20 protein-coding genes are annotated in these 24,815 nt (G+C 61.6%); 10 read left to right on the top strand and 10 right to left on the bottom strand.

What is annotated here, in order from left to right:
* Positions 1-32: 32 nt before the first annotated feature.
* The 9 genes from HX875_RS01665 (at position 33) to HX875_RS01705 (ending at position 13,924) form a co-directional block, all read left to right on the top strand.
* Positions 33-1,370, top strand: a complete 1,338-nt coding sequence (locus HX875_RS01665) for a type IV pilus secretin PilQ (protein WP_177041521.1) — start codon at positions 33-35, stop codon at positions 1,368-1,370.
* A gap of 4 nt (positions 1,371-1,374) precedes the next feature.
* Positions 1,375-1,893 carry a shikimate kinase AroK gene (aroK, locus tag HX875_RS01670; RefSeq protein ID WP_003209345.1) on the top strand — a complete coding sequence of 173 codons (519 nt, stop codon included), beginning with the start codon at positions 1,375-1,377 and terminating at the stop codon, positions 1,891-1,893.
* A gap of 147 nt (positions 1,894-2,040) precedes the next feature.
* Complete coding sequence (gene aroB / locus HX875_RS01675) at positions 2,041-3,141, top strand: 3-dehydroquinate synthase (protein ID WP_003209346.1); 1,101 nt, start codon at positions 2,041-2,043, stop codon at positions 3,139-3,141.
* 10 nt (positions 3,142-3,151) lie between these two features.
* Positions 3,152-4,705: an SPOR domain-containing protein gene (locus HX875_RS01680; protein ID WP_177041119.1), complete on the top strand. Its 1,554-nt coding sequence runs from the start codon at positions 3,152-3,154 to the stop codon at positions 4,703-4,705.
* A gap of 348 nt (positions 4,706-5,053) precedes the next feature.
* Positions 5,054-9,499: a glutamate synthase large subunit gene (gene gltB, locus HX875_RS01685; RefSeq protein WP_177041121.1), complete on the top strand. Its 4,446-nt coding sequence runs from the start codon at positions 5,054-5,056 to the stop codon at positions 9,497-9,499.
* A gap of 32 nt (positions 9,500-9,531) precedes the next feature.
* On the top strand, positions 9,532-10,950 hold the full coding sequence (locus HX875_RS01690) for an FAD-dependent oxidoreductase (protein WP_177041123.1): 1,419 nt from the start codon (positions 9,532-9,534) through the stop codon (positions 10,948-10,950).
* Between the two features lie 239 nt (positions 10,951-11,189).
* The gene (hemE, locus tag HX875_RS01695; protein WP_003209355.1) at positions 11,190-12,257 is read left to right on the top strand and encodes a uroporphyrinogen decarboxylase; all 1,068 of its coding nucleotides are present in this window, start codon (positions 11,190-11,192) and stop codon (positions 12,255-12,257) included.
* A 151-nt stretch (positions 12,258-12,408) separates the two neighbouring features.
* Positions 12,409-12,660: a helix-turn-helix transcriptional regulator gene (locus HX875_RS01700; RefSeq protein WP_177041125.1), complete on the top strand. Its 252-nt coding sequence runs from the start codon at positions 12,409-12,411 to the stop codon at positions 12,658-12,660.
* Between the two features lie 16 nt (positions 12,661-12,676).
* Complete coding sequence (locus HX875_RS01705) at positions 12,677-13,924, top strand: type II toxin-antitoxin system HipA family toxin (protein ID WP_371321466.1); 1,248 nt, start codon at positions 12,677-12,679, stop codon at positions 13,922-13,924.
* Between the two features lie 28 nt (positions 13,925-13,952).
* Here the strand turns inward: HX875_RS01705 and HX875_RS01710 are convergent, their stop codons facing one another.
* Entirely contained in the window at positions 13,953-15,227 is a 1,275-nt protein-coding gene (locus HX875_RS01710) for an MFS transporter (RefSeq protein WP_177041130.1), read from the bottom strand.
* A 124-nt stretch (positions 15,228-15,351) separates the two neighbouring features.
* Between HX875_RS01710 and HX875_RS01715 the strand changes: the two genes are divergently transcribed.
* On the top strand, positions 15,352-16,242 hold the full coding sequence (locus tag HX875_RS01715) for a LysR family transcriptional regulator (RefSeq protein ID WP_177041132.1): 891 nt from the start codon (positions 15,352-15,354) through the stop codon (positions 16,240-16,242).
* Positions 16,243-16,590: 348 nt separating this feature from the next.
* Here HX875_RS01715 and HX875_RS01720 read toward each other — a convergent pair whose 3' ends face one another.
* From HX875_RS01720 to HX875_RS01760, 9 genes are read right to left on the bottom strand one after another with little or no spacing between them, the layout of a single operon-like run.
* Positions 16,591-17,034 (bottom strand): hypothetical protein, encoded by a 444-nt coding sequence (locus HX875_RS01720; RefSeq protein WP_177041135.1) that lies wholly within the window; start codon positions 17,032-17,034, stop codon positions 16,591-16,593.
* A 26-nt stretch (positions 17,035-17,060) separates the two neighbouring features.
* Positions 17,061-18,287 carry a beta-ketoacyl-ACP synthase gene (locus tag HX875_RS01725; RefSeq protein ID WP_177041137.1) on the bottom strand — a complete coding sequence of 409 codons (1,227 nt, stop codon included), beginning with the start codon at positions 18,285-18,287 and terminating at the stop codon, positions 17,061-17,063.
* Complete coding sequence (gene fabG, locus HX875_RS01730) at positions 18,287-19,015, bottom strand: 3-oxoacyl-ACP reductase FabG (protein ID WP_076015466.1); 729 nt, start codon at positions 19,013-19,015, stop codon at positions 18,287-18,289. The genes HX875_RS01725 and fabG overlap by 1 nt, the downstream gene beginning before the upstream one ends.
* On the bottom strand, positions 19,012-19,473 hold the full coding sequence (locus HX875_RS01735; RefSeq protein ID WP_177041139.1) for a hotdog family protein: 462 nt from the start codon (positions 19,471-19,473) through the stop codon (positions 19,012-19,014). Before HX875_RS01735 ends, fabG begins: the two co-directional genes overlap by 4 nt.
* Positions 19,470-20,636, bottom strand: coding sequence for a beta-ketoacyl-[acyl-carrier-protein] synthase family protein (locus HX875_RS01740; protein WP_177041140.1), 1,167 nt, complete (start codon positions 20,634-20,636; stop codon positions 19,470-19,472). The genes HX875_RS01735 and HX875_RS01740 overlap by 4 nt, the downstream gene beginning before the upstream one ends.
* On the bottom strand, positions 20,633-21,115 hold the full coding sequence (locus tag HX875_RS01745) for a hypothetical protein (protein WP_177041142.1): 483 nt from the start codon (positions 21,113-21,115) through the stop codon (positions 20,633-20,635). The genes HX875_RS01740 and HX875_RS01745 overlap by 4 nt, the downstream gene beginning before the upstream one ends.
* Positions 21,112-21,846 carry a class I SAM-dependent methyltransferase gene (locus tag HX875_RS01750; protein WP_169386550.1) on the bottom strand — a complete coding sequence of 245 codons (735 nt, stop codon included), beginning with the start codon at positions 21,844-21,846 and terminating at the stop codon, positions 21,112-21,114. The genes HX875_RS01745 and HX875_RS01750 overlap by 4 nt, the downstream gene beginning before the upstream one ends.
* Positions 21,843-24,161: an MMPL family transporter gene (locus HX875_RS01755; protein ID WP_177041144.1), complete on the bottom strand. Its 2,319-nt coding sequence runs from the start codon at positions 24,159-24,161 to the stop codon at positions 21,843-21,845. Before HX875_RS01755 ends, HX875_RS01750 begins: the two co-directional genes overlap by 4 nt.
* A complete protein-coding gene (locus tag HX875_RS01760) occupies positions 24,151-24,813 on the bottom strand; it encodes an outer membrane lipoprotein carrier protein LolA (RefSeq protein WP_177041522.1) in 663 nt (220 codons plus the stop codon). The genes HX875_RS01755 and HX875_RS01760 overlap by 11 nt, the downstream gene beginning before the upstream one ends.
* Positions 24,814-24,815: the final 2 nt, after the last annotated feature.

The following is a 24,815-nucleotide window of genomic DNA, read 5'->3' on the forward strand; positions in this document are numbered from 1 at the left end:
GTGTGGCGCTATGGATAGCGTTCACGGCACCGATGGTCATGGCTGTGCCCAATCGAATCGACCTGATCCACCTGCCGCCACCTGGCAATGTGCCCCTGAGCACTGAACGTTTGGTGTTTAGCGGCGAAAAGCTATCCCTCAACTTCCAGAACATCGAACTGCGTGCGGTGCTGCAGCAGATTGCCGACGTGGCGGGCCTTAACTTGGTGGCCAGCGATGAGGTGCAGGGTTCGATCACCCTGCGGCTCAAGGATGTGCCGTGGGATCAAGCCCTGGACCTGGTGTTGCAAACCAAGGGGCTGGGCAAGCGTATAACGGCCAACGTGTTGCTGGTCGCGCCGGCCGAAGAGTTGGCCGCTCGCGAGTTGCTGGTGCTGGAGTCGCGCAAGCAAATGACGGAGTTGGCGCCGCTGCGTCGCGAGCTGCTGCAAGTCAATTACGCCAAGGCGGCGGACCTGGCCAAGCTGTTCCAGTCTGCCGTGGGCCTGGAGGGCGCAACCGACGAGCGCGGCTCAGTGGCGGTGGATGACCGCACCAACAACATCATCGCCTACCAGACCCAGGAGCGCCTGGAGGAACTGCGCAGGATCGTGGCGCAACTGGATATTCCGGTGCGCCAGGTGATGATCGAGGCGCGGATTGTCGAGGCCAATGTGGATTACGACAAAAGCCTTGGCGTGCGCTGGGGCGGGCAGGCCAACCGCGGCAACTGGAGCGCTGGCGGGATCAGGAAGCCGCTGGCAGAGGGTGCTGAACTGCCCGAGACTGCGCCCAGCTCGCCGTTTGTCGATCTGGGTTCGATCAACGGCAGTGCCGGCCTGGGTGTCGCCTTTATCACCGATAACCTGCTGCTGGACCTGGAACTCACCGCCATGGAAAAAACCGGCAACGGGGAAATTGTCTCGCAGCCCAAGGTGGTCACCTCCGACAAGGAAACTGCGCGAATCCTCAAGGGCACCGAGATTCCCTACCAGGAGTCCAGTTCTACTGGCGCCACCTCGGTGTCATTCAAGGAGGCCTCGCTATCCCTGGAGGTGACCCCGCAAATCACCCCGGATGGCTGGGTGATCATGGAGGTCAAGGTCACCAAGGATGAGCCCGACTACCTCAACAAGCTCAACGACGTGCCGCCGATCAAGAAAAACGAGGTCAACGCCAAGGTGCTGGTCAAGGACGGCGAGACCATCGTGATTGGCGGGGTTTTCTCCAATACCCAAAGCAAAGTGGTAGATAAAGTGCCATTTTTGGGCGATGTGCCGTATCTTGGCCGCCTTTTCCGGCGGGATGTGGTTTCGGAGAAAAAATCCGAGCTGCTGGTATTCCTGACTCCGCGTATTATGAATAACCAGGCGATTGCTGTGAGTCGTTGATTCTGTGCGAAATTTGATTCTTGTTGGACCGATGGGGGCTGGAAAAAGCACCATCGGCCGTTTGCTGGCCAAAGAGCTGCGCCTGCCATTCAAAGATTCCGACAAGGAAATTGAATTGCGCACGGGCGCCAATATCCCGTGGATCTTCGATAAGGAAGGCGAACTGGGCTTTCGCGACCGCGAGCAGGCGATGATTGCCGAGCTGTGCGGCTGCGATGGCGTGGTATTGGCCACCGGCGGCGGCGCGGTGATGCGCGATGAGAACCGCCGGGCGCTGCATGCTGGCGGTCGCGTGGTTTATCTGCATGCCTCTGTCGAGCAGCAGGTGGGCCGCACCGCTCGCGATCGCAATCGCCCGTTGCTGCGCACCGCCGACCCGGCAAAAACCCTGCGGGACCTGCTGACGCTGCGCGACCCGCTTTATCGGGAAATCGCCGATCTGGTGGTGGAAACCGATGAGCGGCCGCCACGAATGGTCGTTCTCGACATTCTTGAGCGCCTGGCGCAGTTGCCACCCCGTTAAAGCCAGAGCCGAAATGCGCTATTCTCGGCGGCGCGTCATGACCGTCCGAGTTGTGGCGTAGAGCCATCAGGCGGCGTCAGATCCCGACGTTGCCGACAACGTTAATGTAGGGCGATACGCCTGCTTTCATCTTCAACGCGGGGACACATGCAGACACTTAAGGTCGATCTTGGCGAGCGCAGCTACCCGATCCACATTGGCGAAGGTTTGTTGGACCAGCCCGAGTTGCTCGCACCGCATATTGCCGGGCGGCAAGTGGCGATCATCTCCAACGAAACGGTCGCGCCGCTGTATCTTGAGCGTCTGAGCCGCAGCCTGGCGGCGTACTCGGTGATCTCGGTGGTGTTGCCCGACGGCGAGGCCTTCAAGACCTGGGAAACCCTGCAACTGATCTTTGATGGCCTGCTGACTGCCCGTCATGACCGACGTACCACTGTGGTGGCGCTGGGCGGCGGTGTGATCGGCGACATGGCCGGTTTTGCGGCCGCCTGTTACCAGCGCGGCGTCGACTTTATCCAGGTGCCGACCACGTTGCTGTCCCAGGTCGATTCGTCTGTGGGCGGCAAGACCGGCATCAACCATCCGCTGGGCAAGAACATGGTTGGCGCGTTCTATCAGCCGAATGTGGTGCTGATCGATACCGCGACCCTCAATACCCTGCCGCCTCGCGAGTTGTCCGCAGGCCTGGCGGAAGTCATCAAATACGGGCTGATCTGCGACGAGCCGTTCCTGACCTGGCTTGAAGAACACGTTGACGCCCTGCGCGCCCTGGACCAAGTGGCGCTGACCGAAGCGATTTCCCGCTCCTGCGCCGCCAAGGCGCTGGTGGTGAATGCCGACGAACGTGAGTCTGGTGTACGTGCCACCTTGAACCTCGGCCACACCTTCGGCCATGCGATCGAGACCCACATGGGCTATGGTGTGTGGTTGCATGGAGAGGCCGTAGCGGCTGGCACGGTGATGGCACTTGAGATGTCGCAACGCCTGGGCTGGATCAGCGCCCAGGAGCGTGATCGCGGGATCCGCCTGTTCCAGCGCGCCGGGTTGCCGGTCATTCCTCCTGAGGAGATGACCGAGGCAGATTTTCTCGAACACATGGCAATAGACAAGAAAGTGATCGACGGTCGACTGCGACTGGTGCTGTTGCGCCGAATGGGCGAAGCGGTAGTGACCGACGATTATCCGAAAGAGATTTTACAGGCCACGCTGGGAGCGGATTACCGCGCCCTGGCCCAGCTTAAAGGTTAATAAGATCCCGATGACTAGTTTGCATGCCGACGAGGCGTTCCTCGGCCATTACCAGTTAAGCCACGACCCTTTTGCTCCACGGGTGCCTGGTTTCAAATTTTTCCCTGCGCAACGCAAGCCGGTGCTGGGGCAATTGCACCACCTGGCGCGCTACAGCCAGCTGTTGCTGGTGGTCACCGGCCCCTTGGGCAGTGGCAAGACCTTGCTGCGCCAGGCGCTGGTTGCCAGCACCAACAAGCAATCGGTACAGAGCGTGGTGGTTTCCGCCCGTGGTGCCGGTGATGCGGCAGGCGTGTTGCGCCAAGTCGCCCAGGCCCTGGACGTGTCCACTGCCGAGCCAAACGCAATCCTCAAGCAGGTGGTGCAACTGGGCCTCACCGGCCAGGAAGTCTACCTGCTGGTGGACGACGCCGAGCAGCTCGACGAATCCGCCCTGGAGGCCTTGCTGGCCCTGGCGGCCGGTACGCCTGAAGGCCGCCCGCATGTGTTCCTGTTTGGTGAGTCTTCGCTGATTGCCGAACTTGAGCAGATCAGCGGCGAGCAGGAGCTGTTCCACGTCATCGAACTGCAGCCATACGAAGAAGAAGAAACCCGCGAATACCTGGCCCAACGGCTGGAAGGCGCAGGGCAGGGCATCGAACTTTTCTCTGCTTCGCAGATCTCTGATATTCACGAAAGCTCCGACGGCTGGCCTGGCACCATCAACCAGGTTGCCCGGGATGCAATGATCGAAGCCATGATTGCCAGCCGCTCAGCGGTAAAGCGTCCAAAGATGGGGTTTACTATGCCTAAGAAGCACGTATTGGCAATTTCTGCCGTTGTCGTGGTCGCTGTCGCCGCCGCCTGGTTGATTCCAGGTCGCAGCAAGGCCCCGACCACCGCTGGCGCGCCAACCGAACAGGCGCAGTTGCCACTGGGCAAGCCAACACCGAACGTTGAATTTGCCAACTCCGGCCAGCCCACCAACTTGCCGATGGTCGGCCAGCCTGTGATGCGTGGTCCGTTGGCTGAAGCCGCTGGCGGTATCAGCGAAGGTGACGACGGCGTGCCGGTTGAAGGCTCCAGCGCCACGCCACCGACCGTCACCACTACTGCACCACCGGCTGGCGTGCCTGCGGGCCAGCCTGCTGCCAAGCCGGCACCTGCTCCGGCCCAGGTTGCAACCGCCAAGCCAGCTCCTGCTGCCAAGCCGGCAGCCCCGGCACCTGCGGCCAAACCGGCTCCAGCGGCCAAGCCTGCTGAAAAACCGGTGACCGTAGCCAAGGCCGGCGCTACCGGCAGCAGTTGGTACAGCAGCCAGCCTACCGGTAACTTCGTGGTACAGATCCTCGGCACCAGCTCTGAAGCCAACGCCCAGGCGTTCGTGAAAGAGCAGGGCGGCGAGTACCGTTATTTCAAGAAAGTACTCAACGGCAAGCCTCTCTACGTGATCACGTACGGCAACTTCTCCAGCCGTACCGCAGCGGAATCCGCTATCAAGGCCTTGCCAGCGAAGGTTCAGGCTGGTAAACCTTGGCCTCGCACTGTCGCCAGCGTTCAACAAGAACTGGCAACAACTCGCTGAAGATTCGGCGGCCTTACCCAGGCCGCCCTCTCGGCACCTCAAAAAAACAACACAGCGTGCAGCCCTGAAGGCCGCGCGCTTTGTGGTGTCTGCGTCACGTAGCTTTTGAGTCGTAGCGGTCAGAATTAAAAAAGTTTTGACTAGCACAGCATATCGCTTTAAACCTTTCATAAATGCGACATAGATTTGCGACATTTCGTCGCTAAATTTGTGAGCGTCTGTGTCGGTGTGTACAATGACCTCCCTTTTGCCCCCGCTAAGCCGGCGTACGTTCGGCGTGGAAGGTAACCGGTTGAATTGAAAAGAAATTTGCCTCGAAATAAGAGGCAGCCTGGTGAGAAAGTGTCTATGAAAGCAGGTCTGTACCAACCCGATGAATTCAAGGATAACTGCGGTTTCGGCCTGATAGCCCATATGCAGGGCGAGCCCAGTCATACCCTTTTGCAAACGGCCATCGAGGCCCTGACCTGCATGACCCACCGCGGTGGGATCAACGCCGACGGCAAGACCGGTGACGGTTGCGGCTTGCTGATTCAAAAGCCCGACCAGTTCCTGCGCGCTGTCGCCAAGGAGCATTTCGGCGCCGAGTTGCCCAAGCAATACGCCGTGGGCATGGTGTTCTTCAACCAGGACCCGGTAAAAGCCGAAGCCGCTCGCGAGAACATGAACCGCGAGATCCTGGCCGCCGGCCTGCAGCTCGTCGGCTGGCGCAAAGTGCCGATCGACACCAGCGTACTCGGCCGCCTGGCCCTGGAGCGCCTGCCGCAGATCGAACAAGTGTTCATCGCAGGCGACGGCCTGAGCGACCAGGACATGGCGATCAAGCTGTTTACGTCCCGTCGTCGCTCGTCCGTGGCCAACGCCGCCGACACCGACCACTACATCTGCAGCTTTTCCCACAAGACCATCATTTATAAAGGCCTGATGATGCCGGCGGACTTGACCGCCTTCTATCCAGACCTGAGCGATGAGCGCCTGCAAACCGCAATCTGCGTGTTCCACCAGCGCTTCTCCACCAACACCCTGCCGAAATGGCCGCTGGCCCAGCCATTCCGCTTCCTCGCCCACAACGGCGAGATCAACACCATCACCGGCAACCGCAACTGGGCCGTGGCCCGTCGCACCAAGTTCGCCAACGATCTGATGGACCTAGAAGAGCTCGGCCCACTGGTCAACCGCGTGGGTTCCGACTCCTCCAGCATGGACAACATGCTCGAGCTGATGGTCACCGGCGGCATCGACCTGTTCCGTGGCGTGCGCATGATCATTCCGCCAGCGTGGCAGAACGTCGAAACCATGGACCCGGATCTGCGTGCATTCTACGAGTACAACTCGATGCACATGGAACCGTGGGACGGCCCGGCCGGCGTGGTAATGACCGACGGTCGCTACGCGGTGTGCCTGCTCGACCGTAACGGCCTGCGCCCGGCGCGTTGGGTGACCACCACCAATGGCTTCATCACCCTGGCGTCGGAAATCGGCGTGTGGAACTACCAGCCGGAAGACGTGATCGCCAAGGGCCGCGTTGGCCCGGGCCAGATCCTCGCCGTGGACACCGAAACCGGCCAGATCCTCGACACCGATGCCATCGACAACCGCTTGAAGTCCCGTCACCCGTACAAGCAATGGCTGCGCAAGAACGCCCTGCGCATCCAGGCGACCATGGAAGACAACGACCACGGTTCGGCTTTCTACGACGTCGATCAGCTCAAGCAGTACATGAAGATGTACCAGGTCACCTTCGAAGAGCGTGACCAGGTGCTGCGTCCACTGGGCGAGCAAGGCTACGAGGCCGTCGGTTCCATGGGCGATGACACGCCAATGGCCGTGCTGTCCCAGCGCGTGCGTACGCCATACGACTATTTCCGCCAGCAGTTCGCCCAGGTGACCAACCCGCCGATCGACCCGCTGCGCGAAGCCATCGTGATGTCGCTGGAAGTGTGCCTCGGTGCCGAGCGCAACATCTTCCAGGAATCGCCAGAGCACGCTTCCCGCGTGATCCTCAGCTCGCCGGTCATTTCCCCGGCCAAGTGGCGTTCGTTGATGACCCTGGACCGCCCGGGCTTCGACCGGCAGATCATCGACCTGAACTACGACGAAAGCCTCGGCCTGGAAGCCGCTGTGCGTAACGTTGCCGATCAGGCTGAAGAAGCCGTGCGTGCCGGTCGTACCCAGATCGTCCTGACCGACCGCCATATCGCGCCGGGCAAGCTGCCGATCCACGCTTCCCTGGCCACCGGCGCGGTGCACCACCGCCTGACCGAAAAAGGCCTGCGTTGCGACTCCAACATCCTGGTTGAAACCGCCACCGCCCGCGACCCGCATCACTTTGCGGTGTTGATCGGCTTCGGTGCTTCGGCGGTGTATCCGTTCCTCGCGTACGAAGTACTCGGCGACCTGATCCGTACCGGTGAAGTGCTGGGCGACCTCTACGAGGTGTTCAAGAACTACCGTAAAGGCATCACCAAGGGCCTGCTGAAGATCCTGTCGAAGATGGGCATCTCCACCGTCACGTCCTACCGTGGTGCGCAGCTGTTCGAAGCCATCGGCCTGTCGGAAGAAGTCTGCGAGATGAGCTTCCGTGGTGTGCCGAGCCGCATCAAGGGCGCGCGTTTCGTCGACATCGAAGCCGAGCAGAAAGCCCTGGCAGCCGAAGCCTGGAGCGCGCGCAAGCCGATCCAGCAAGGTGGCCTGCTGAAGTTCGTCCACGGCGGCGAATACCACGCCTACAACCCGGACGTGGTCAGCACCCTGCAAGCCGCTGTGCAGCAGGGCGACTACGCCAAGTTCAAGGAATACACCGCGCTGGTGGATAACCGCCCGGTGTCGATGATCCGCGATTTGTTCAAGGTGAAAACCCTGGACACGCCGCTGGCCATCAGCGAGATCGAACCACTGGAATCGATCCTCAAGCGCTTCGACTCCGCCGGTATTTCCCTGGGCGCCTTGTCGCCTGAGGCTCACGAAGCCCTGGCCGAAGCCATGAACCGCCTGGGTGCGCGTTCCAACTCCGGCGAAGGCGGTGAAGACCCGGCGCGCTACGGCACCATCAAGAGCTCGAAAATCAAGCAGGTCGCCACTGGCCGCTTTGGTGTGACCCCGGAATACCTGGTCAACGCCGAAGTGCTGCAGATCAAGGTGGCCCAGGGCGCCAAGCCGGGTGAAGGCGGGCAACTGCCAGGCGGCAAGGTCAATGGCCTGATCGCCAAGCTGCGTTACGCAGTGCCGGGTGTGACCCTGATTTCGCCACCGCCGCACCACGACATCTACTCCATCGAGGATTTGTCGCAGCTGATTTTCGACCTCAAACAAGTCAACCCGCAGGCCCTGGTCTCGGTGAAACTGGTAGCAGAAGCCGGCGTGGGCACCATCGCCGCCGGTGTGGCCAAGGCCTATGCCGACCTGATCACCATCTCCGGCTACGACGGCGGCACCGGCGCTTCGCCGCTGACCTCCATCAAGTATGCCGGCGCACCGTGGGAACTGGGCCTGGCTGAAACTCACCAGACCCTGCGCGGCAACGACCTGCGCGGCAAGGTCCGGGTACAGACCGACGGCGGCCTGAAAACCGGCCTCGACGTGATCAAGGCTGCAATCCTCGGCGCTGAAAGCTTCGGCTTCGGCACCGCGCCAATGATCGCCCTGGGCTGCAAATACCTGCGCATCTGCCACCTGAACAACTGCGCCACCGGCGTGGCGACTCAGAACGAGAAGCTGCGCAAGGACCACTACATCGGTACCGTCGACATGGTGGTGAATTTCTTCACCTACGTCGCCGAAGAAACCCGTGAGTGGCTGGCCAAGCTGGGCGTGCGCTCCCTGGAAGAGCTGATCGGTCGTACCGACCTGCTGGACATCCTCGAAGGCCAGACCGCCAAGCAACAGCACCTGGACCTGACGCCGCTGTTGGGCAGCGATCACATCCCGGCCGACAAGCCACAGTTCTGCCAGGTTGACCGCAACCCGCCGTTCGACAAGGGCCTGCTGGCCGAGAAGATGGTCGACATGGCCAGCTCCTCGATCAACGACGCAAGTGGCGGCGAATTCGCCCTGGATATCTGCAACTGCGACCGTTCCATCGGCGCACGCATCTCCGGCGAAATCGCGCGCAAGCACGGCAACCAGGGCATGGCCAAGGCGCCGATCACCTTCCGCTTCAAGGGTACCGCTGGCCAGAGCTTCGGCGTGTGGAACGCCGGTGGCCTGAACATGTACCTCGAAGGTGATGCCAACGACTACGTGGGCAAGGGCATGACCGGCGGCAAGCTGGTGATCGTTCCGCCGGTAGGCAGCGTCTACAAGACTCAAGACAGTGCCATCATCGGCAACACCTGCCTGTACGGCGCAACCGGCGGCAAGCTGTTTGCAGCGGGCACGGCGGGTGAGCGTTTCGCAGTGCGTAACTCCGGTGCCCACACCGTGGTGGAAGGCACCGGCGATCACTGCTGCGAGTACATGACCGGTGGTTTTGTCGCGGTGCTGGGCAAGACCGGCTACAACTTCGGTTCGGGCATGACCGGCGGTTTCGCCTACGTGCTCGACCAGGACAACACCTTCGTCGACAAGGTGAACCACGAGTTGGTGGAGATCCAGCGGATCAGCGGCGAAGCGATGGAATCCTATCGCAACCACTTGCAGCATGTGCTGGACGAATATGTCGAGGAAACCAACAGCGAATGGGGTCGTAACCTCGCTGAAAACCTCGATGACTACCTGCGCCGTTTCTGGCTGGTCAAGCCCAAGGCTGCCAACCTGAAATCGTTGCTTTCCAGCATCCGTGCCAACCCGCAGTGATATGCGCCTGAAGAGTTTGATGAGGTTTTAACATGGCTGAACGTCTGAATAACGACTTCCAGTTCATCGATGTCGGGCGCAAAGATCCGAAGAAGAAACTGTTGCGTCAACGCAAGAAAGAGTTCGTGGAAATCTACGAACCCTTCAAACCCCAGCACTCGGCCGATCAGGCTCACCGCTGCCTGGGTTGCGGTAACCCGTATTGCGAATGGAAGTGCCCGGTGCACAACTTCATTCCCAACTGGCTCAAATTGGTGGCCGAGGGCAACATCCTCGCCGCCGCCGAGCTGTCGCACCAGACCAACACCTTGCCGGAAGTCTGCGGCCGGGTGTGCCCACAGGATCGTCTGTGCGAGGGTGCCTGCACCCTCAACGACGGCTTCGGCGCGGTGACCATCGGTTCGGTGGAGAAGTACATCACCGACACCGCGTTCGCCATGGGCTGGCGTCCGGACATGTCCAAGGTCAAGCCGACCGGCAAGCGCGTCGCGATCATCGGCGCGGGCCCGGCGGGCCTGGGCTGTGCCGATGTACTGGTGCGTGGTGGCGTGACCCCGGTGGTGTTCGACAAGAACCCGGAGATCGGTGGCCTGCTGACCTTCGGCATCCCCGAGTTCAAGCTGGAAAAAACCGTACTGAGCCATCGTCGCGAAGTCTTCACCGGCATGGGGATCGAGTTCCGTCTCAATACCGAAATCGGCAAGGACGTGACCATGGAGCAACTGCTCGAAGAATACGATGCCGTGTTCATGGGCATGGGCACCTACACCTACATGAAGGGCGGCTTTGCCGGTGAGGACCTGCCGGGCGTGTATGACGCGCTCGACTTCCTGATCGCCAACGTCAACCGCAACCTGGGCTTTGAAAAGTCGCCGGAAGACTTCGTCGACATGAAAGGCAAGAAGGTCGTGGTGCTGGGCGGTGGTGACACCGCGATGGACTGCAACCGCACGTCGATCCGCCAGGGTGCCAAATCGGTGACCTGTGCTTACCGTCGTGACGAAGCCAACATGCCGGGCTCGCGCAAAGAGGTGAAGAACGCCAAGGAAGAAGGCGTGAAGTTCCTCTACAACCGCCAGCCGATTGCCATTGTGGGCGAGGACCGTGTTGAAGGCGTGAAAGTGGTCGAGACCCGTCTCGGCGAACCGGACGCCCGTGGCCGTCGCAGCCCTGAGCCGATCCCGGGTTCCGAAGAGATCATCCCGGCAGACGCCGTGGTCATCGCCTTCGGCTTCCGCCCAAGCCCGGCATCGTGGTTCGAGCAGTTCGAAATCCAGACCGACAGCCAGGGCCGCGTTGTCGCCCCGGAACAAGGCCAGTACAAGCACCAGACCAGCAACCCGAAAATCTTCGCCGGTGGCGACATGGTTCGCGGTTCTGACCTGGTGGTAACCGCGATCTTCGAAGGGCGCAATGCTGCTGAAGGGATCCTGGATTACCTGCAAGTCTGACCCCAATCCCGGGTTGAAATGGGATCAAAATGTGGGAGCTGGCTTGCCTGCGATAGCGATGTTGAATTCACCACCGCCATCGCAGGCAAGCCAGCTCCCACACAAACCCCATTCCACATTGGGGTTTGTGATGCCAGTCATTGCGACAAATTGACCCGATAGACAAAAGGCACGGCTCTTGCCGTGCCTTTTGCGTCGCGCTCTGAGAAAATGCCCGCACTTTTTTTGCGGATGCCGACATGACTGCCCTCAAGAACGACCGTTTCCTTCGTGCCCTGCTCAAGCAACCCGTGGACGTCACCCCTGTGTGGATGATGCGCCAGGCCGGTCGCTACCTGCCGGAATACCGCGCCAGTCGCGCCCACGCCGGCGACTTCATGAGCCTGTGCATGAACCCGGAGTTCGCCTGCGAAGTCACGATGCAACCGCTGGACCGCTATCCACAGCTGGATGCGGCCATCCTCTTCTCCGATATCCTGACCATCCCCGACGCCATGGGCCAAGGCCTGTACTTCGAAACCGGCGAAGGCCCGCGCTTCAAGAAAGTCGTCAGCACCCTGGCCGACATCGAAGCCCTGCCGATCCCCGATCCTCACAAGGACCTGGGCTATGTGATGGACGCCGTCAGCACCATCCGCCGCGAGCTGAACGGCCGCGTGCCGCTGATCGGCTTCTCCGGCAGCCCGTGGACCCTGGCCACCTACATGGTCGAAGGCGGCTCGTCGAAAGACTTCCGCAAGACCAAGGCCATGCTCTACGACAACCCGCAAGCCATGCACCTGCTGCTGGACAAGCTGGCGCAGTCGGTCACCTCCTACCTCAACGGCCAGATCATGGCCGGCGCCCAGGCGGTGCAGATCTTCGACACCTGGGGCGGCAACCTGTCGGCGGCGGCGTACCAGGAATTCTCCCTGGCCTACATGCGCAAAATCGTCAGCGGCCTGATCCGCGAGCACGAGGGCCGCAAAGTGCCGGTCATCATGTTCACCAAGGGCGGTGGCCTGTGGCTGGAAAGCATCGCCGACGCCGGCGCTGACGCGCTGGGCCTGGACTGGACCTGCGACCTCGGCGAAGCCCGTCGCCGCGTAGGCAACAAGGTCGCGCTGCAAGGCAACATGGACCCGACCGTGCTGTACGCCAAGCCGGAAGCCATCCGCGCTGAAGTCGGGCGCATCCTCGCCAGCTACGGCAAAGGCAGCGGTCACGTGTTCAACCTTGGCCACGGCATCACCCCGGAAGTTGATCCGGAGCACGCAGGCGCGTTCCTGCGGGCAGTGCATGAGTTGTCGGCGCAGTATCACGAGTGATAACGCGGCAATGAAAAAGCCCGGCAGATGCCGGGCTTTTTTGTGGGTGATATTTTTTGCGAGAGCACCGGCAGTCGTATGGTGGTTGAAATGTCCGTAATGAAGGACATAATCGACGTATCAGTTAAAAATGTCCGTTATAGGTAACATTATGCTCATCGCGAATCCAACCGCTCTAGGCGAAAGAATACGCCAGTTGCGTCGCGCCAAGGACTATAGCCAGGAACAGCTTGCGACCAAGGCCAAGTGCAATCGCAAGACCATCATTGGCCTTGAGGCGGGCGAAAATGTAGCAATGTATTCGGTATTCCGGGTTATCGCGGCATTGGGAATGGCTTTGGAAGTGGTGGATAAACGCATCGACCTCAAATCCCTTGCCGACCTGGTAGAACATGATGAGTAGGGTCAAGTTGCTCAACGTGACGGCCCCACAAGGGCATTGCGGCGAATTGTCGAAAGGCTCGCAGTTCGCTTTTTCTTACGATTCTGCCGAGGCCGCGCGGGAAGTGTCATTGGTCATGCCCTATGACCCGACGCCGTCGGTCAGTAACGTGCTGCATCCGATTTTCGATATGAACGTGCCGGAAGGGTTTCTGGCCGATCAGATAAAACGGCGGATGGCCAAGCATATGCAGGTGGATGAAATGCGCCTGTTATCGGTCATCGGTGGTAATCAGATTGGGCGGCTCACCTACCAGAATCTCGCTGAGCCATCGGTAGCCGTTCGTGCACAGGTCGGACTCCATGAAATTCTCTCGGCAGATACTTCCCGAGGTATTTTTGAATTTCTGGTCGATACCTATTTCGAGTCAGGAATTTCGGGCGTGCAGCCCAAGGTGCTGGTGCCGGATCTGGACAAGCTGACCGGCAGCCGCAAAACCATGCTCAGCTCCGACCTTATCGTAAAGTCCGGTGCTGGCGAGTATGCCCACTTGGCACAGAATGAGTTCCTTTGCCTGGAGGCGGCCCGGATGGCAGGTCTGGAGACGCCTCCTTTCTGGCTTTCCGAAAGGGGTGATCTATTTGTCATGGAGCGTTTCGACCTGACCCCCAGCGGCAGGTTGGGCTTCGAAGACATGGCCGTTCTGCTGAGCCTCAACAAAGACCCGCATGACAATTACAAGTACTCCCAGAGCTATGAAACCCTTGCGGCGGTGATCAATGAAGTCTGCCGATATGGGGACCCGTTGCGCGAGCTTGAACGGTTTTTCTCTTCCGTCTGCCTGTCGGTCATGGTGCGTAACGGTGATGCTCACCTGAAAAATTTCGGGGTGACTTACACCCATCCAGAGGCTCGCGAAACGGTGCAACTGGCGCCGGTGTTCGATGTCACCACGACTACGGTGTATGAGAATTACAACCCGAAGTCAGGCCGCTCACTGGTTGACCGAACATTGGCAATCAAGATGAACAAGGTGAAGACCTATCCCGATCGCCAGCAACTGATTGAATTCGGGCGTAAGCACTGTGCTGTAGAAAAACCGGCGTTGATCATTGAGCAAGTTGCGCAGGCGATGTCGCAGGCGTTGGTCACGCATCAATCACGAATCGATGCGCAGCTTTTTTCAGCGATGCAGGCGGAATGGGATGCAGGGCGTGCCATGGCGCTTCATGATTCGGTGAGGCCTGGGATGAAACGAAAGCCTGTTGTGAAAAAGCCGCAGTGATGCGGCTCTTTTATGGGGCACGGCTTAACTAAGCCCTGGCTTCCTGCAACGGCGGCAACTTCGCCAGTTTCAACGCCACCAGCAACGCGACGATCAACAGCGCGACGATAAACCCGCCAATCCCGTTCCAGCCGGCGTAGTGCCAGAAGAAACCACCCGCGGTGCCCGCAATGCTCGATCCCACGTAATAGCTGAACAGGTACAGCGACGACGCCTGCCCCTTGGCTTTCAGTGCGCGGCGGCCGATCCAGCTGCTGGCCACGGAGTGGGCGCCGAAGAAGCCGAAGGTGAAGATCAGCATGCCGGGCACCACCAGCCACAGCGGGGTGAACAGTGTCAGGGCGATGCCGCCGAGCATCAGCACGATGGTGCCCCACAGCACGCGACGGCGGCCCAGGCGGTCGGCCAGGGAGCCGATTTTCGCCGAGCTGTAGATGCCCGAGAGGTACACCAGCGACAGCAAACCCACCACGGCCTGGCTCAAATCGTATGGGTCGGCCAGCAGGCGATAGCCGATGTAGTTGAACATCGTCACAAAGGCGCCCATCAGCAAGAAGGCTTCGAGGAACAGCCACGGCAGGCCGGCATCCTTGAAGTGCATGGTGAAGCCGTCGATCAGGCTGCGCGGGCGCAGGGTGCTGGCGCGGAAGTTGCGCGATTCGGGGAGGATTTTCCAGAACACCGTGGCCGCGATCAGCGCCAGGGCGCCGATGATCAGCATTGCGGTGTGCCAGCTGACGAAGTCGATCAAGACACCGATGATCAAGCGCCCGCTCATCCCCCCAATGGCGTTGCCGCCGATGTACAGGCCCATGGCCAGGCCGATGTGTTGCGGGTGGATCTCTTCGCTCAGGTAGGTCATGGCCACCGCTGCCAGGCCGCTGAGGGACAGGCCCACCAGTGCGCGCATCAGCAGGATGCCTTCCCAGCTCGGCATCAGGCCGCTGGCAATGGTGCACAGCGCGGCACAGAACAGCGCGGCCACCATCACCGGCTTTCGTCCCAGGGTGTCGGAAATCGGCCCGGTGATCAGCAGGCCAATGGCGAGCATGCCGGTAGCCACCGAGAGAATCAGGCTGCTTTGCGCGGCATTGATGGAAAATTCGTGGGACAGCGCCGGCATCATCGGCTGCACGCAGTAGAGCAGGGCGAAGGTGGCGAAACCACCGGAAAACAGCGCCAGCACCGTGCGCATGAACATCGGGGTGCCTTTTTCGATGAACTGCTCGTTGAGCTGTGCCACCACCTCATCGAGGGCGGTGGGCGGTACTTCTTGAGCGAGCGGAGCGACAGCAGATTTCACGCGGGACCTCGGGGAGGAAAAGGCTGCCAGGGCGGCAATGCAAAAAAGAATATAGCTCGCTAATGATTCTTTCCAATATATTGTTCGACCTGTTTAAGAGCTTTTACGACCTAATGAGGTTTTCATGGAATTGCGCCACCTGCGTTACTTCATCGCCGTGGCTGAAGAGCTGCACTTTGGCCGCGCCGCGCAGGTGCTGGGAATCTCCCAGCCGCCCCTGAGCCAGCAGATCCAGGCGCTGGAGCAGGAGATTGGCGCACGGCTGTTTGAGCGTACCAATCGTCGGGTCGAGCTGAGCGAAGCGGGCAGGCTGTTCCTGCAAGAGGCGCGTCTGGTGCTGGCGCAGGTGGACAAAGCGGCGGACGTGGCGCGTCGGGCGCAGTTGGGGGAATTGGGTGAGCTGAAGATTGGCTTCACGTCTTCCGCGCCGTTCAACTCCAGCATCCCACAGGCGATCTTCGCGTTTCGCCAGGCATTTGCGGCGGTGCATCTGAATCTGCAGGAGATGAGCAGTACGGAAGTCGCCGAGTCGCTGGTGGATGAGTCGATACAGGTGGGATTGATGCGGCCGTTGCCGTTGCCGGATTCCCTGAGCGTCGTGGAACTGATGCGCGAACCCTTGGTGGCGGTGCTGAATGCCGGGCATCCGTTGGTGGAAGGGAGCGAGCGCGGGCTGCACCTGGCGCAATTGGCCGAAGAGCCGTTTGTATTTTTCCCGCGCACTTATGGCAGCGGCTTGTATGCCCAGTTGCTGAACCTGGCACGGGATGCCGGCTTCAGCCCGCACTTTGCCCAGGAGGCAGGCGAGGCGATGACCATCATCGGCCTGGTGGCGGCGGGGTTGGGTGTTTCGGTGCTGCCGGCGTCGTATCAGCGGATCCGCATTGATGGCGTGGTTTACCGCACCTTGCTGGATCAGGAGGCGGTGACGGCGGTGTGGCTGGTGCAGCGCAAGGGCCAGCAAACGCCGATGGCGAAAGCGTTTGTTGAGCTGCTTGTGGCGAGTGGGCAGTAGGTCAAGCCATGGACGATGTAAATCCAGTGTGGGAGCTGTCGAGCTTTAGCGAGGCTGCGATAGCGGTAGGTCAGGCAACATCAATGTTGATAGTGCCGACGCCATCGCAGCCTCGCTAAAGCTCGACAGCTCCCACCTTTGATCTTCGCAAGGCAAGGCGCTTTGCCACCGATTGCCGGGTGCAGGTTTTCAGGCATACTGGCCGAGTTCCCGAAAGGGGCTTGTGAGACTCTGAGGATCCTGGGCAACCAGCCATCGCAGAGCCAGGCAGGAACCGGCGATGACAAGCCAACCTGTTTGTGAAGAGGGCGCCGAAAGGCGCCCTTTGTCGTTTCTGGTATTTCAGTTCTACTTCGAAGTCCCTGTCTGCTGGAACAACTGCGCCGCCGACCCGTTGTCACTCACACCATTGGTGCGCAGCGCCGCCAGAATGTCCCGGTCCAGCATGCTCACCCAACGGTTGTAGTTGCGGTGAATCTTGCCGTCCTTGTAGCCCAGGTCGCGGCTGTCGCGGTAGGTGATGGCGTAGCTGGTGGCCGTGTAGCGGATGTCGATTTCAGCGTGGTACTGGTTACGCACGTTGATCTCGGCCTGCACCAGTTGCGGGCTCAGGCGCTGCACCACCCATTCGCGTTTGTTCAGGGCAGCCACGATGGTCTGCTTCATTTTTTCTTCGTTGACCTGCGGGTTCGCCGGCAAGTCGTGCTGGGTGTTGAGCACCGGTTTGTTGGTGCAGCCAGCGGTGGTGAGCAGGGCCAAAGCAACCAGTGTTGCGCGTAGCAGGGAAGACATTCCATTTCTCCAGTCAGTAAAAAAACTTACGCCCAGCGGCGGAAAATCAGCGAAGTGTTGACGCCGCCAAAGGCAAAATTGTTGTTCATCACGTAGTCGCTGTGCAGCTCGCGGAATTCGCCTTGCAGGTAGTCCAGCTCGCCGCAGCGCGGGTCGATGTGGTCGAGGTTGAAGGTGTGCACGTATTGGTCGCGGTTCATCATTTCGATGCTGAACCATGACTCCAGCGCGCCGCACGCGCCCAGGGTATGCCCGAGGAAACTCTTCTGGGAGCTGATGGGCATGCGGCTGCCGAACAGGCTGCTGGTGGCCAGGGTTTCGGCGATGTCGCCCTGGTCGGTGGCAGTGCCATGCCCGTTCACATAGCCGATGGCGTCGGGCGCGAGCCCCGCGTCTTCCAGGGCCAGCTCCATGGCGCGGCGCATGGTTTTCTGTTCGGGGCGGGTGGTGTGCTGGCCGTCGGCGTTGCTGCCGAAGCCGACGATTTCGGCATGGATATACGCGCCACGGGCCAGTGCGTGTTCCAGCTCTTCGAGTACCAGCATGCCGCCACCTTCGCCGATCACCAGGCCGTCACGGCCACTGTCGTAGGGGCGCGGGCTGGTTTGCGGGGCGTCGTTTTTCAGGCTGGTGGCGTACAAGGCATCGAAGACCATGGCTTCGGTGGGGCATAGCTCCTCGGCGCCACCCGCCAGCATCAGCGGCAAGCGGCCAAACTTGATGGCTTCATAGGCGTAGCCGATGCCCTGGCTGCCACTGGTGCAGGCGCTGGACGTGGGGATCAGCCGGCCGGTGAGGCCAAAGAAGATGCTGATATTCGCCGCCGTGGTGTGGGGCATCATCCGCACGTAGGAGTTGGCGTTCAGCCCCTCGGCCACCGAGTTCAGCAGCATATTGCCGAAGGCCTTGATCTCGTCGGTGCTGCCGGTGGACGAGCCACAGGCCACGCCCATGCGCCCGTCCTTGATCGACTCGTCGCCCAGCAGACCGGCGTCTTTCAGCGCCTGTTCTGCTGCCCACACCGCCAGGCGGGAAACCCGGCCCATGCTGCGCAGTTGCTTGCGGGTCCAGTGGGCGGGTACCACGAAATCATCAATCGGCCCGGCCAGCCGCGTATTCAGTTCGGTGAAGCGATCCCACTCGTCCATGCGCCGGATACCGCTGCGGTTGGCGCGGAAGTTGGCGGCGATGGTTGCCCAATCGCTGCCCAGGGACGTAACGCCGGCCATGCCGGTGACCACCACGCGCTTCATCAGCACAGGCCTCCATTCACGGCCAGTACCTGGCGGGTGATGTAGCCGGCTTCCGCCGACATCAGGAAATTCACCGCCCCGGCGACTTCTTCGGGGGTGCCCATGCGCTGGGCCGGGATCATTTTCATCAGTTCTTCCACGGGCACGTTTTCATCCAGCATCGCGGTGTCGATCAGCCCGGGAGCCACGCAGTTGACGGTGATCTTGCGCTTGCCCAGCTCGATGGCCAGGGCCTTGGCGGCGCCGATCAAACCGGCCTTGGACGCGCTGTAGTTGACCTGGCCCCGGTTGCCGATCAGCCCGGACACCGACGTGATGCACACGATGCGTCCGGCGGCGCGACGACGAATCATCGGCATCATCACCGGGTGCAGCACGTTGTAGAACCCGTCGAGGTTGGTGCGCATCACCACGTCCCAGTCGTCTTCCGACAGCGCCGGGAACGCCCCGTCGCGGGTCAGCCCGGCGTTGAGCACCACGCCGTAATACGCGCCGTGTGCTTCCACATCCGCTTCAAGAATTTCCTTGCAACTGGCGCGATCCGCCACATCGAATTGCAACACTCGGGCCTTGCGACCCAGCGCTTCGATTTCGACCTGCACTGCATCCGCCTCGGCACGCCCGCTGCGGCAATGCAGCACGATGTCGTGCCCGGCCTGGGCCAGGCGCAACGCGATAGCGCGGCCGATGCCACGGCTGGAGCCGGTCACCAATACGGATTCAGTCATGGCGTGGTGTCCTTCGATTCATCTAAATAGTTGGCCGCCTGGGGCGGTCGAAATACGTTCAGGCGTGCACTCGCCTGGATACCGTCGCCGGTGAGGTGGCATTCGAACACACCCATGCCGTTGTCGTCTTCCAGGGAGCGCAGGCCGTGGATGGTCAGCTCGCTGCCGGCGGGAAAGTGCTCGACGTTGCACTCGAATTTGCGCGTGCCCAGCAGGAAGCCCAATTCCACGGCTTCGCCTTTCTGGCGTGCGCGGCAACCGGCGTAGGCGGCGACGCTTTGCGCCATCAGCTCAATCCCGACCCACGCGGGCAGGCTGCCGTCGGTGCGGTTGAAAAGACCGTCGGGCTTGACCGTCAGACGGGTGTGAATCTGTTCTTCATCAAAGCTCAGGACCTGATCGATCAGGATCATGTCACCGGCGTGGGGCAGCAGTTCGGCGAGCGGCCAGTCAATCATGGGGCGTCTCCGATAATCAGGCTGACGTTGTTGCCGCCGAAGGCAAACGAGTTGCTCATCAGGCAGCGTTTTTCCAGAGCATCGCCGGGCGACGCCCACTTCAATACGGGCAGTGCCGGGTCGGCCTGGCCATCCCAGACATGGGGCGGCACTCCACCTTCGGCGAGGCTCAGCCAGCAGAACGCCGCTTCCAGCGCACCGGCGGCACCCAGGGTGTGGCCGGTCATGGGTTTGGTCGATGAGCAGGCTACGCCGTCCGGGAACAGGGCCGCGACCGCCAGGGCTTCCATGGCGTCGTTGTGCTGTGTGGCGGTGCCGTGCAGGTTCAGGTAGCCGATCTGAGCAGGTGTCAATTTTGCGCTGGCCAGAGCCTTGCGCATCGCCTGCAACGCGCCCTTGCCGGTGGGTTCGGGGGCCGAAATATGGTGGGCGTCGCAACTGGCGCCACTGCCCAGCAGTGCGACCGGCGCCGGGGTTTTGCTCATCAGGAACAGCACGGCGGCTTCGCCGATATTGATGCCGTTGCGGTTCACCGAAAACGGGTTGCAGCGCTCTGCCGAGACCGCTTCCAGCGACGAAAAGCCATTGAGGGTCAGCTTGCACAGCGTGTCGACGCCACCGCAGATCACCGCATCGCACACCCCAAGGTCCAGCAGGCGCTGGGCACTCATCAGCGCCCGTGCGCTGGAGGTGCAGGCGGTGGAAATCACATAGGCCGGACCGCTCAGCTGCAGCCAGTCGGCGAGGAAATCGGCCGGGGCGCCGAGTTCCTGTTGCTGGTAGTCGTAGTCGCCGGGGAACTGCTTCTCCCGCAGGTAATGGGCGATACCGCGGCTGGCTTCATCGATGCCCGAGGTGCTGGTGCCGAGCACGATGCCGATACGCGATGCACCGAAGGTCTGGATCGCTTGGCGGATCTCGTCGTCAATCTGCAACGCTGCTTCCAGCAACAGCTGGTTATTGCGGCTGTGATGGGATTCCAGCCCGGCCGGGAGGGCCGCCAGTTCACCCTTCACGCCCGCCACCGGCAGCACCCGCTCCGGCACCCAGCCGCTTTCGGCGCGCATGCCGGAGCAGTCGCCGGCAAACAGGCTGCGGCTGACTTCGCGCTTGTCGCGGCCCAGGGCGCAGATCACGCCGAGGGCATTGAGGTAGGCGGTCATCGGGCGGCCTCAAGGGGCGAGATGCGGTAGCTCAGGTGTTGCCCCATCACGTCCACGCGAAACACCAGGGAGGAGTGATAGGTGATCTTCCAGTGGGACGGCAGGGTACGGGTCAGGTCCATTTCCTGGGTGCCGGGGTACAGCGCCGACACTTCATCCGCCGAAGTCAGGGCAAACAGCAGCGCGGCAAACAGCTCCCGGGCCTGGGGATTGGGCGGCAGCAGGCCGTCGGCCTGCCAGGCACCATTGACCAGCTTCTGGCGGGCCTGGGGAATGCCCAGCGGGTCCATCATTGACCAGCGAATCCCGCCGCCTTCGCGCTGCATCACCAGCAACCAGTCCTGGCGCTGGCCGCCCTGTTCACGCTGCACGTGCAGTTGCAGCGGCAGGCTCAGCACCGGGTTTTTCGACGGCAACGGCGGCTGGCTGGCGCAGGCGCTCAGCAGCAACAGGCAGCCGATCAACAGCATTCGGATCATGTTTCAGGGCTCGCTAAAGGTTTGCGGGCGACCACGTTGACCAGGGTTTCTTCGCGCTGGCCGGCCGGCGGCGGCTGGCGCAGGCCCCAGCGTTCAAGCAGGCCGAAATCGGTGGCGCGGCTCCACCACAGGTACGGGTACGAGACGTTCTGCGGGCCGAACTCGAAGCCCTGCTCGCGGATCATCTCAAGGTACTCTTCTGCGCTTTTCTGCACATGCATCGGGTGACGGAACAGCCAGCGGATTACCCACGTGTCGATATAGGCTTCGGTGGATTCGGCGAACAGCAAATAGCCGCCCGGCTTGAGCACCCGGTAGAACTCCTTCAGGGCGCGATGTTGTTCCACCAGGTGATGGAAGGTCTGGTGACAGAACAGCACATCGACACTGGCGTCGGGCACATCGAGGGTCGCGCAATCGCTGCCGATCAACTCGATGGATAATCCCTGGCGCGCGGCTTCTGCTCGGCTCAGGTCGAGGCTGTGGGGGTCAGCGTCCAGGCCGATCAGGCGCTCGGGGGCGAACACCTGCTGCAGGTACTGGAACGATTTACCCTGTCCGCAGCCGGCGTCCAGCAGCACCGGGGCGACCGGCAGCGGGTCGCTGAACAGGCTGCGCAGGTCGTTGATTGCCACGCGCAGCACATGGTGCTGCCAGGTGTGGCTGCGCAGGAACCAGAAGCCGAATTTGGTTTCTTCGACGTAGTTCTTACTTAAATACTGGCTGCTCATATTTTCTTCCTTGTCCCTGACGGGGCGGCCCACGGTGCCAGCATGAAGCTGAATGCCAGCCCCAAACTCACCGATAGCCCAAAATTACTCACCGCCGGCGTGCTGGAAATGGCCAGCAGGCCGAACGATAGCCAAGTAGTCACGGCGGCCAGCAGTGTGCCCAACAGGCTCACGGCGGCGCCGCCAATTTGTTCACGCATCAGGATCGCGTAGTCGACGCTGATGGCGGTCACCAGCAGCAGGCCGAACAGGCTGAACAACGTCAGTGGCTGCCCCAGCCAACCGAGGCTGGCCAGGCTGCACAGCGCTGCCAGCAGCGGCAGGGCGACGATGCGCAAGGCACCGCCGAAGCCGAACGGCAGGATCAGCAACAGCACGATCAACACGCACGACATCAATTTCAATTCGGCCGCGCTGATCTGCGTGGCGGCAAACACCTGGTTCAAGTCGCCGAGGCGGTCCACCAACTGCACGCCGGGCAGATCCAGGGCCTGCACCCGTAGCAAGGCCGGGTTGTTCAAGCCTTGCAGGCTCACCATTGCGGCCACGCCGCCGTCGACATTCCCCAGCCACAGCGTGCGCCACGGCTCGGCCAGCGGGCCGACCAGTGCTGCATCGATGTCTTCGGTGGGGAGGGCCTGCAACTGGGCCAGCTCGGCTTGCAGTGCGGTGGCGGGCACGCCGAGGTCGAACAATGGCTGCCAGTACTGCGGCAGCTGGTTCAGGGCTTCGCGCAGTTGCTGTTGCTCGGCGGGCGCATTGACCAACTGGTTGAGCGCCAGGTAACCCTGGAGCTTATCCATGTTCACCAACTGATCCAGGCGCTGGCCCAGCGCGGCCTGGCGTTCCAGCAACTGTTGTTGATTGTCTGCCCGCACCAGGAAGAACTGGCTGGTGGGCTGAAACCCGGTAATCCGCGCAACCGCCTGGGCTTCCTGCAGCAACTGCGGCGGTGCACCGATCCATTGGCGGATATCGTTCTTGCTGTTCAGGTGCCACAGGCCGCCGGCGCAAAACACCAGTACCAGTACCAACAGCACCGGACTCGGCAGGCGCTTGAGCAGCGACTCACGCACGCTCAGCAGGACCTCGGCAATGCGCAGCGGCCATTGCGCCGGACGCAGGTCGACGCCCTTGAGCAAGGCCGGCAACAGGCACACGGCCGACAGGTAAGCACCCACCAGGCCCGCCGCCGAGAACACCGCGATTTGCGTCAGCGCCGGGAAGGGCGTCCACGCCAGGGCCAGGTAACCGATGCAACTGGTGGCCAGGCTCAGGCTCAGGCCCGGCAAGGTCAGGCGCAAGGCCGGCCAGCTGCGCCACGGGCTCATGCTCCAGCTCTTGGACAGGTAATGCAGCGGGTAATCCACCGCCACGCCGATCAGGCTCGAACCCAGCACCAGGGTGATCACATGCATATGCCCGAACAGCGCCACACACGCCACCGCGCCAAACAGCATGCCCACCAGCACCGGCACGAACGCCAGCAACACCCGCCAGCGCCGGAACGCCAGCAGCAACAGCAACAGAATCCCGACCGTCGCACCGCCGCCAACCCAGGTGATCTCCCGCGTGGCCTGCTGCTGCCCATTGGCCGCGTACAACAGGCCGCTGGCAGCGAGCAATTGCGCGCCTTGCTGGTCGGCCTGCTCGCGGCTGGCCTTGAGTAATTCGGCCACTTGCAGCGGCAGTTTCATGTCGAACGCATTGCCGGTGGTGCGCGCCCGCAGCAGCACCCAGCTTTTGCCGTCGGCATCGGCAATCAATGCGCCGCTGCCGATATCCAGTTGCACCGAGCCGTGTTGCGGTTGGCTGTTCTGGATGCGCCCGGTGAGGCCCAGCCAATCGTCCTGGCTTGGCACCAGGCTAAAGCCGGTGAACGGGTCGAACAGCGCCTGGACCCGCTGCTGGATAAACGCCTGGGGCTCGTCGATCAACTGCTCGCGGTCCTTGGCCGAGAGCATCGCCAGCCGGCCTTGCAGCAACTGCTGACGCAGGGCCGGGAGGTCGGCTTGGAGGTTCCACTGGACCTTTTCAAACAGGCCGCTGGCTTGCCAGCGCTCGCCCAATTGCTGGGCCATGGCCACGGCTTTTTGCCGGTCGGCATGCCCCACCAGCACCAGCATTTCGCGGTTCAGCGGTTCCTGCATGCGCTGTTCGGCGCGCAGCTCCAGCGCGTCCGGCGCGGTGCCGGGCACCAGTTCCATCAGGTTCGCCGACAGCGGCGCGCCATGGCGCCATTGCCAACCCGCCAGGGCCAACACGGCCACCAGCAGGATAAGAAACAGGCGCGGCAACCAGCGTTCACTCGGCAAAGTCGTGTTGCTCCGCGTCGCTCAATGGCTGGTTGCTGGTGCTGTCCTGCATCCGCAATACAGTGCTGTCGCCCTGGGTTTCCAGCAGCTCGATCTTCTGCACCAGTTCGCCGCCGTCGATATTGATCTGGGTGAAGACCTGTTTGAGCAGCAGCGAACGCGGGATCAACGTGAGTTTCCACTGGCTGGCTTCGCCTTGCAGCTGCAGTTCGAAGTCACGCTGCAAACCACTGCTGTCGCCCTGCAACACTGCGAGGAACAAACGGTTCTGCTCGGCACCGGCGCTCTTGTTCGGCAGCAGTTGCCAGCCGCTGGCGTCACGCCGGGCGATGCCGGTGGCGCTGATGCGGTAGTCCTGTTGCAGCGGGGTTTTCAGCAGCCACAGCAGGCCGTGGTCCTTGGCCAGGACGAAAGTGCCTTTGCTGACCAGCGGTTGCGGCAGGGCGCGCAGGTGTTTTTCCTGGATGAAGTTGCCGTGGATTACTGACGGTTTTGCCAGCTGATCGCTGAGTTGTTGCAGGTCGAAGGCGTGGGCCAGACTTGGAATACTCAACAACAGCATTAACGCGGTCCTTGTAGGAGCGAGCTTGCTCGCGAAGAACCTGAGGGCGCCGAGAAGTGTCAGGCGTCTCGCGTTATCGTTGACGACCATCG

Origin of the sequence: Pseudomonas yamanorum (assembly GCF_013386765.1) — a bacterium.
Classification (GTDB): Bacteria; Pseudomonadota; Gammaproteobacteria; order Pseudomonadales; family Pseudomonadaceae; genus Aquipseudomonas; species Aquipseudomonas yamanorum_A.

What these genes read in the sequence shown, in the direction of transcription:
- HX875_RS01665 (WP_177041521.1), top strand. Translation starts at nt 33, where the DNA reads ATGGTCATGGCTGTGCCCAATCGAATCGACCTGATCCACCTGCCGCCA.
- aroB (WP_003209346.1), top strand. Translation starts at nt 2,041, where the DNA reads ATGCAGACACTTAAGGTCGATCTTGGCGAGCGCAGCTACCCGATCCAC.
- HX875_RS01680 (WP_177041119.1), top strand. Translation starts at nt 3,152, where the DNA reads ATGACTAGTTTGCATGCCGACGAGGCGTTCCTCGGCCATTACCAGTTA.
- gltB (WP_177041121.1), top strand. Translation starts at nt 5,054, where the DNA reads ATGAAAGCAGGTCTGTACCAACCCGATGAATTCAAGGATAACTGCGGT.
- HX875_RS01690 (WP_177041123.1), top strand. Translation starts at nt 9,532, where the DNA reads ATGGCTGAACGTCTGAATAACGACTTCCAGTTCATCGATGTCGGGCGC.
- hemE (WP_003209355.1), top strand. Translation starts at nt 11,190, where the DNA reads ATGACTGCCCTCAAGAACGACCGTTTCCTTCGTGCCCTGCTCAAGCAA.
- HX875_RS01700 (WP_177041125.1), top strand. Translation starts at nt 12,409, where the DNA reads ATGCTCATCGCGAATCCAACCGCTCTAGGCGAAAGAATACGCCAGTTG.
- HX875_RS01715 (WP_177041132.1), top strand. Translation starts at nt 15,352, where the DNA reads ATGGAATTGCGCCACCTGCGTTACTTCATCGCCGTGGCTGAAGAGCTG.
- HX875_RS01720 (WP_177041135.1), bottom strand. Translation starts at nt 17,034, where the DNA reads ATGTCTTCCCTGCTACGCGCAACACTGGTTGCTTTGGCCCTGCTCACC.
- HX875_RS01725 (WP_177041137.1), bottom strand. Translation starts at nt 18,287, where the DNA reads ATGAAGCGCGTGGTGGTCACCGGCATGGCCGGCGTTACGTCCCTGGGC.
- fabG (WP_076015466.1), bottom strand. Translation starts at nt 19,015, where the DNA reads ATGACTGAATCCGTATTGGTGACCGGCTCCAGCCGTGGCATCGGCCGC.
- HX875_RS01735 (WP_177041139.1), bottom strand. Translation starts at nt 19,473, where the DNA reads ATGATTGACTGGCCGCTCGCCGAACTGCTGCCCCACGCCGGTGACATG.
- HX875_RS01740 (WP_177041140.1), bottom strand. Translation starts at nt 20,636, where the DNA reads ATGACCGCCTACCTCAATGCCCTCGGCGTGATCTGCGCCCTGGGCCGC.
- HX875_RS01745 (WP_177041142.1), bottom strand. Translation starts at nt 21,115, where the DNA reads ATGATCCGAATGCTGTTGATCGGCTGCCTGTTGCTGCTGAGCGCCTGC.
- HX875_RS01750 (WP_169386550.1), bottom strand. Translation starts at nt 21,846, where the DNA reads ATGAGCAGCCAGTATTTAAGTAAGAACTACGTCGAAGAAACCAAATTC.
- HX875_RS01760 (WP_177041522.1), bottom strand. Translation starts at nt 24,813, where the DNA reads ATGGTCGTCAACGATAACGCGAGACGCCTGACACTTCTCGGCGCCCTC.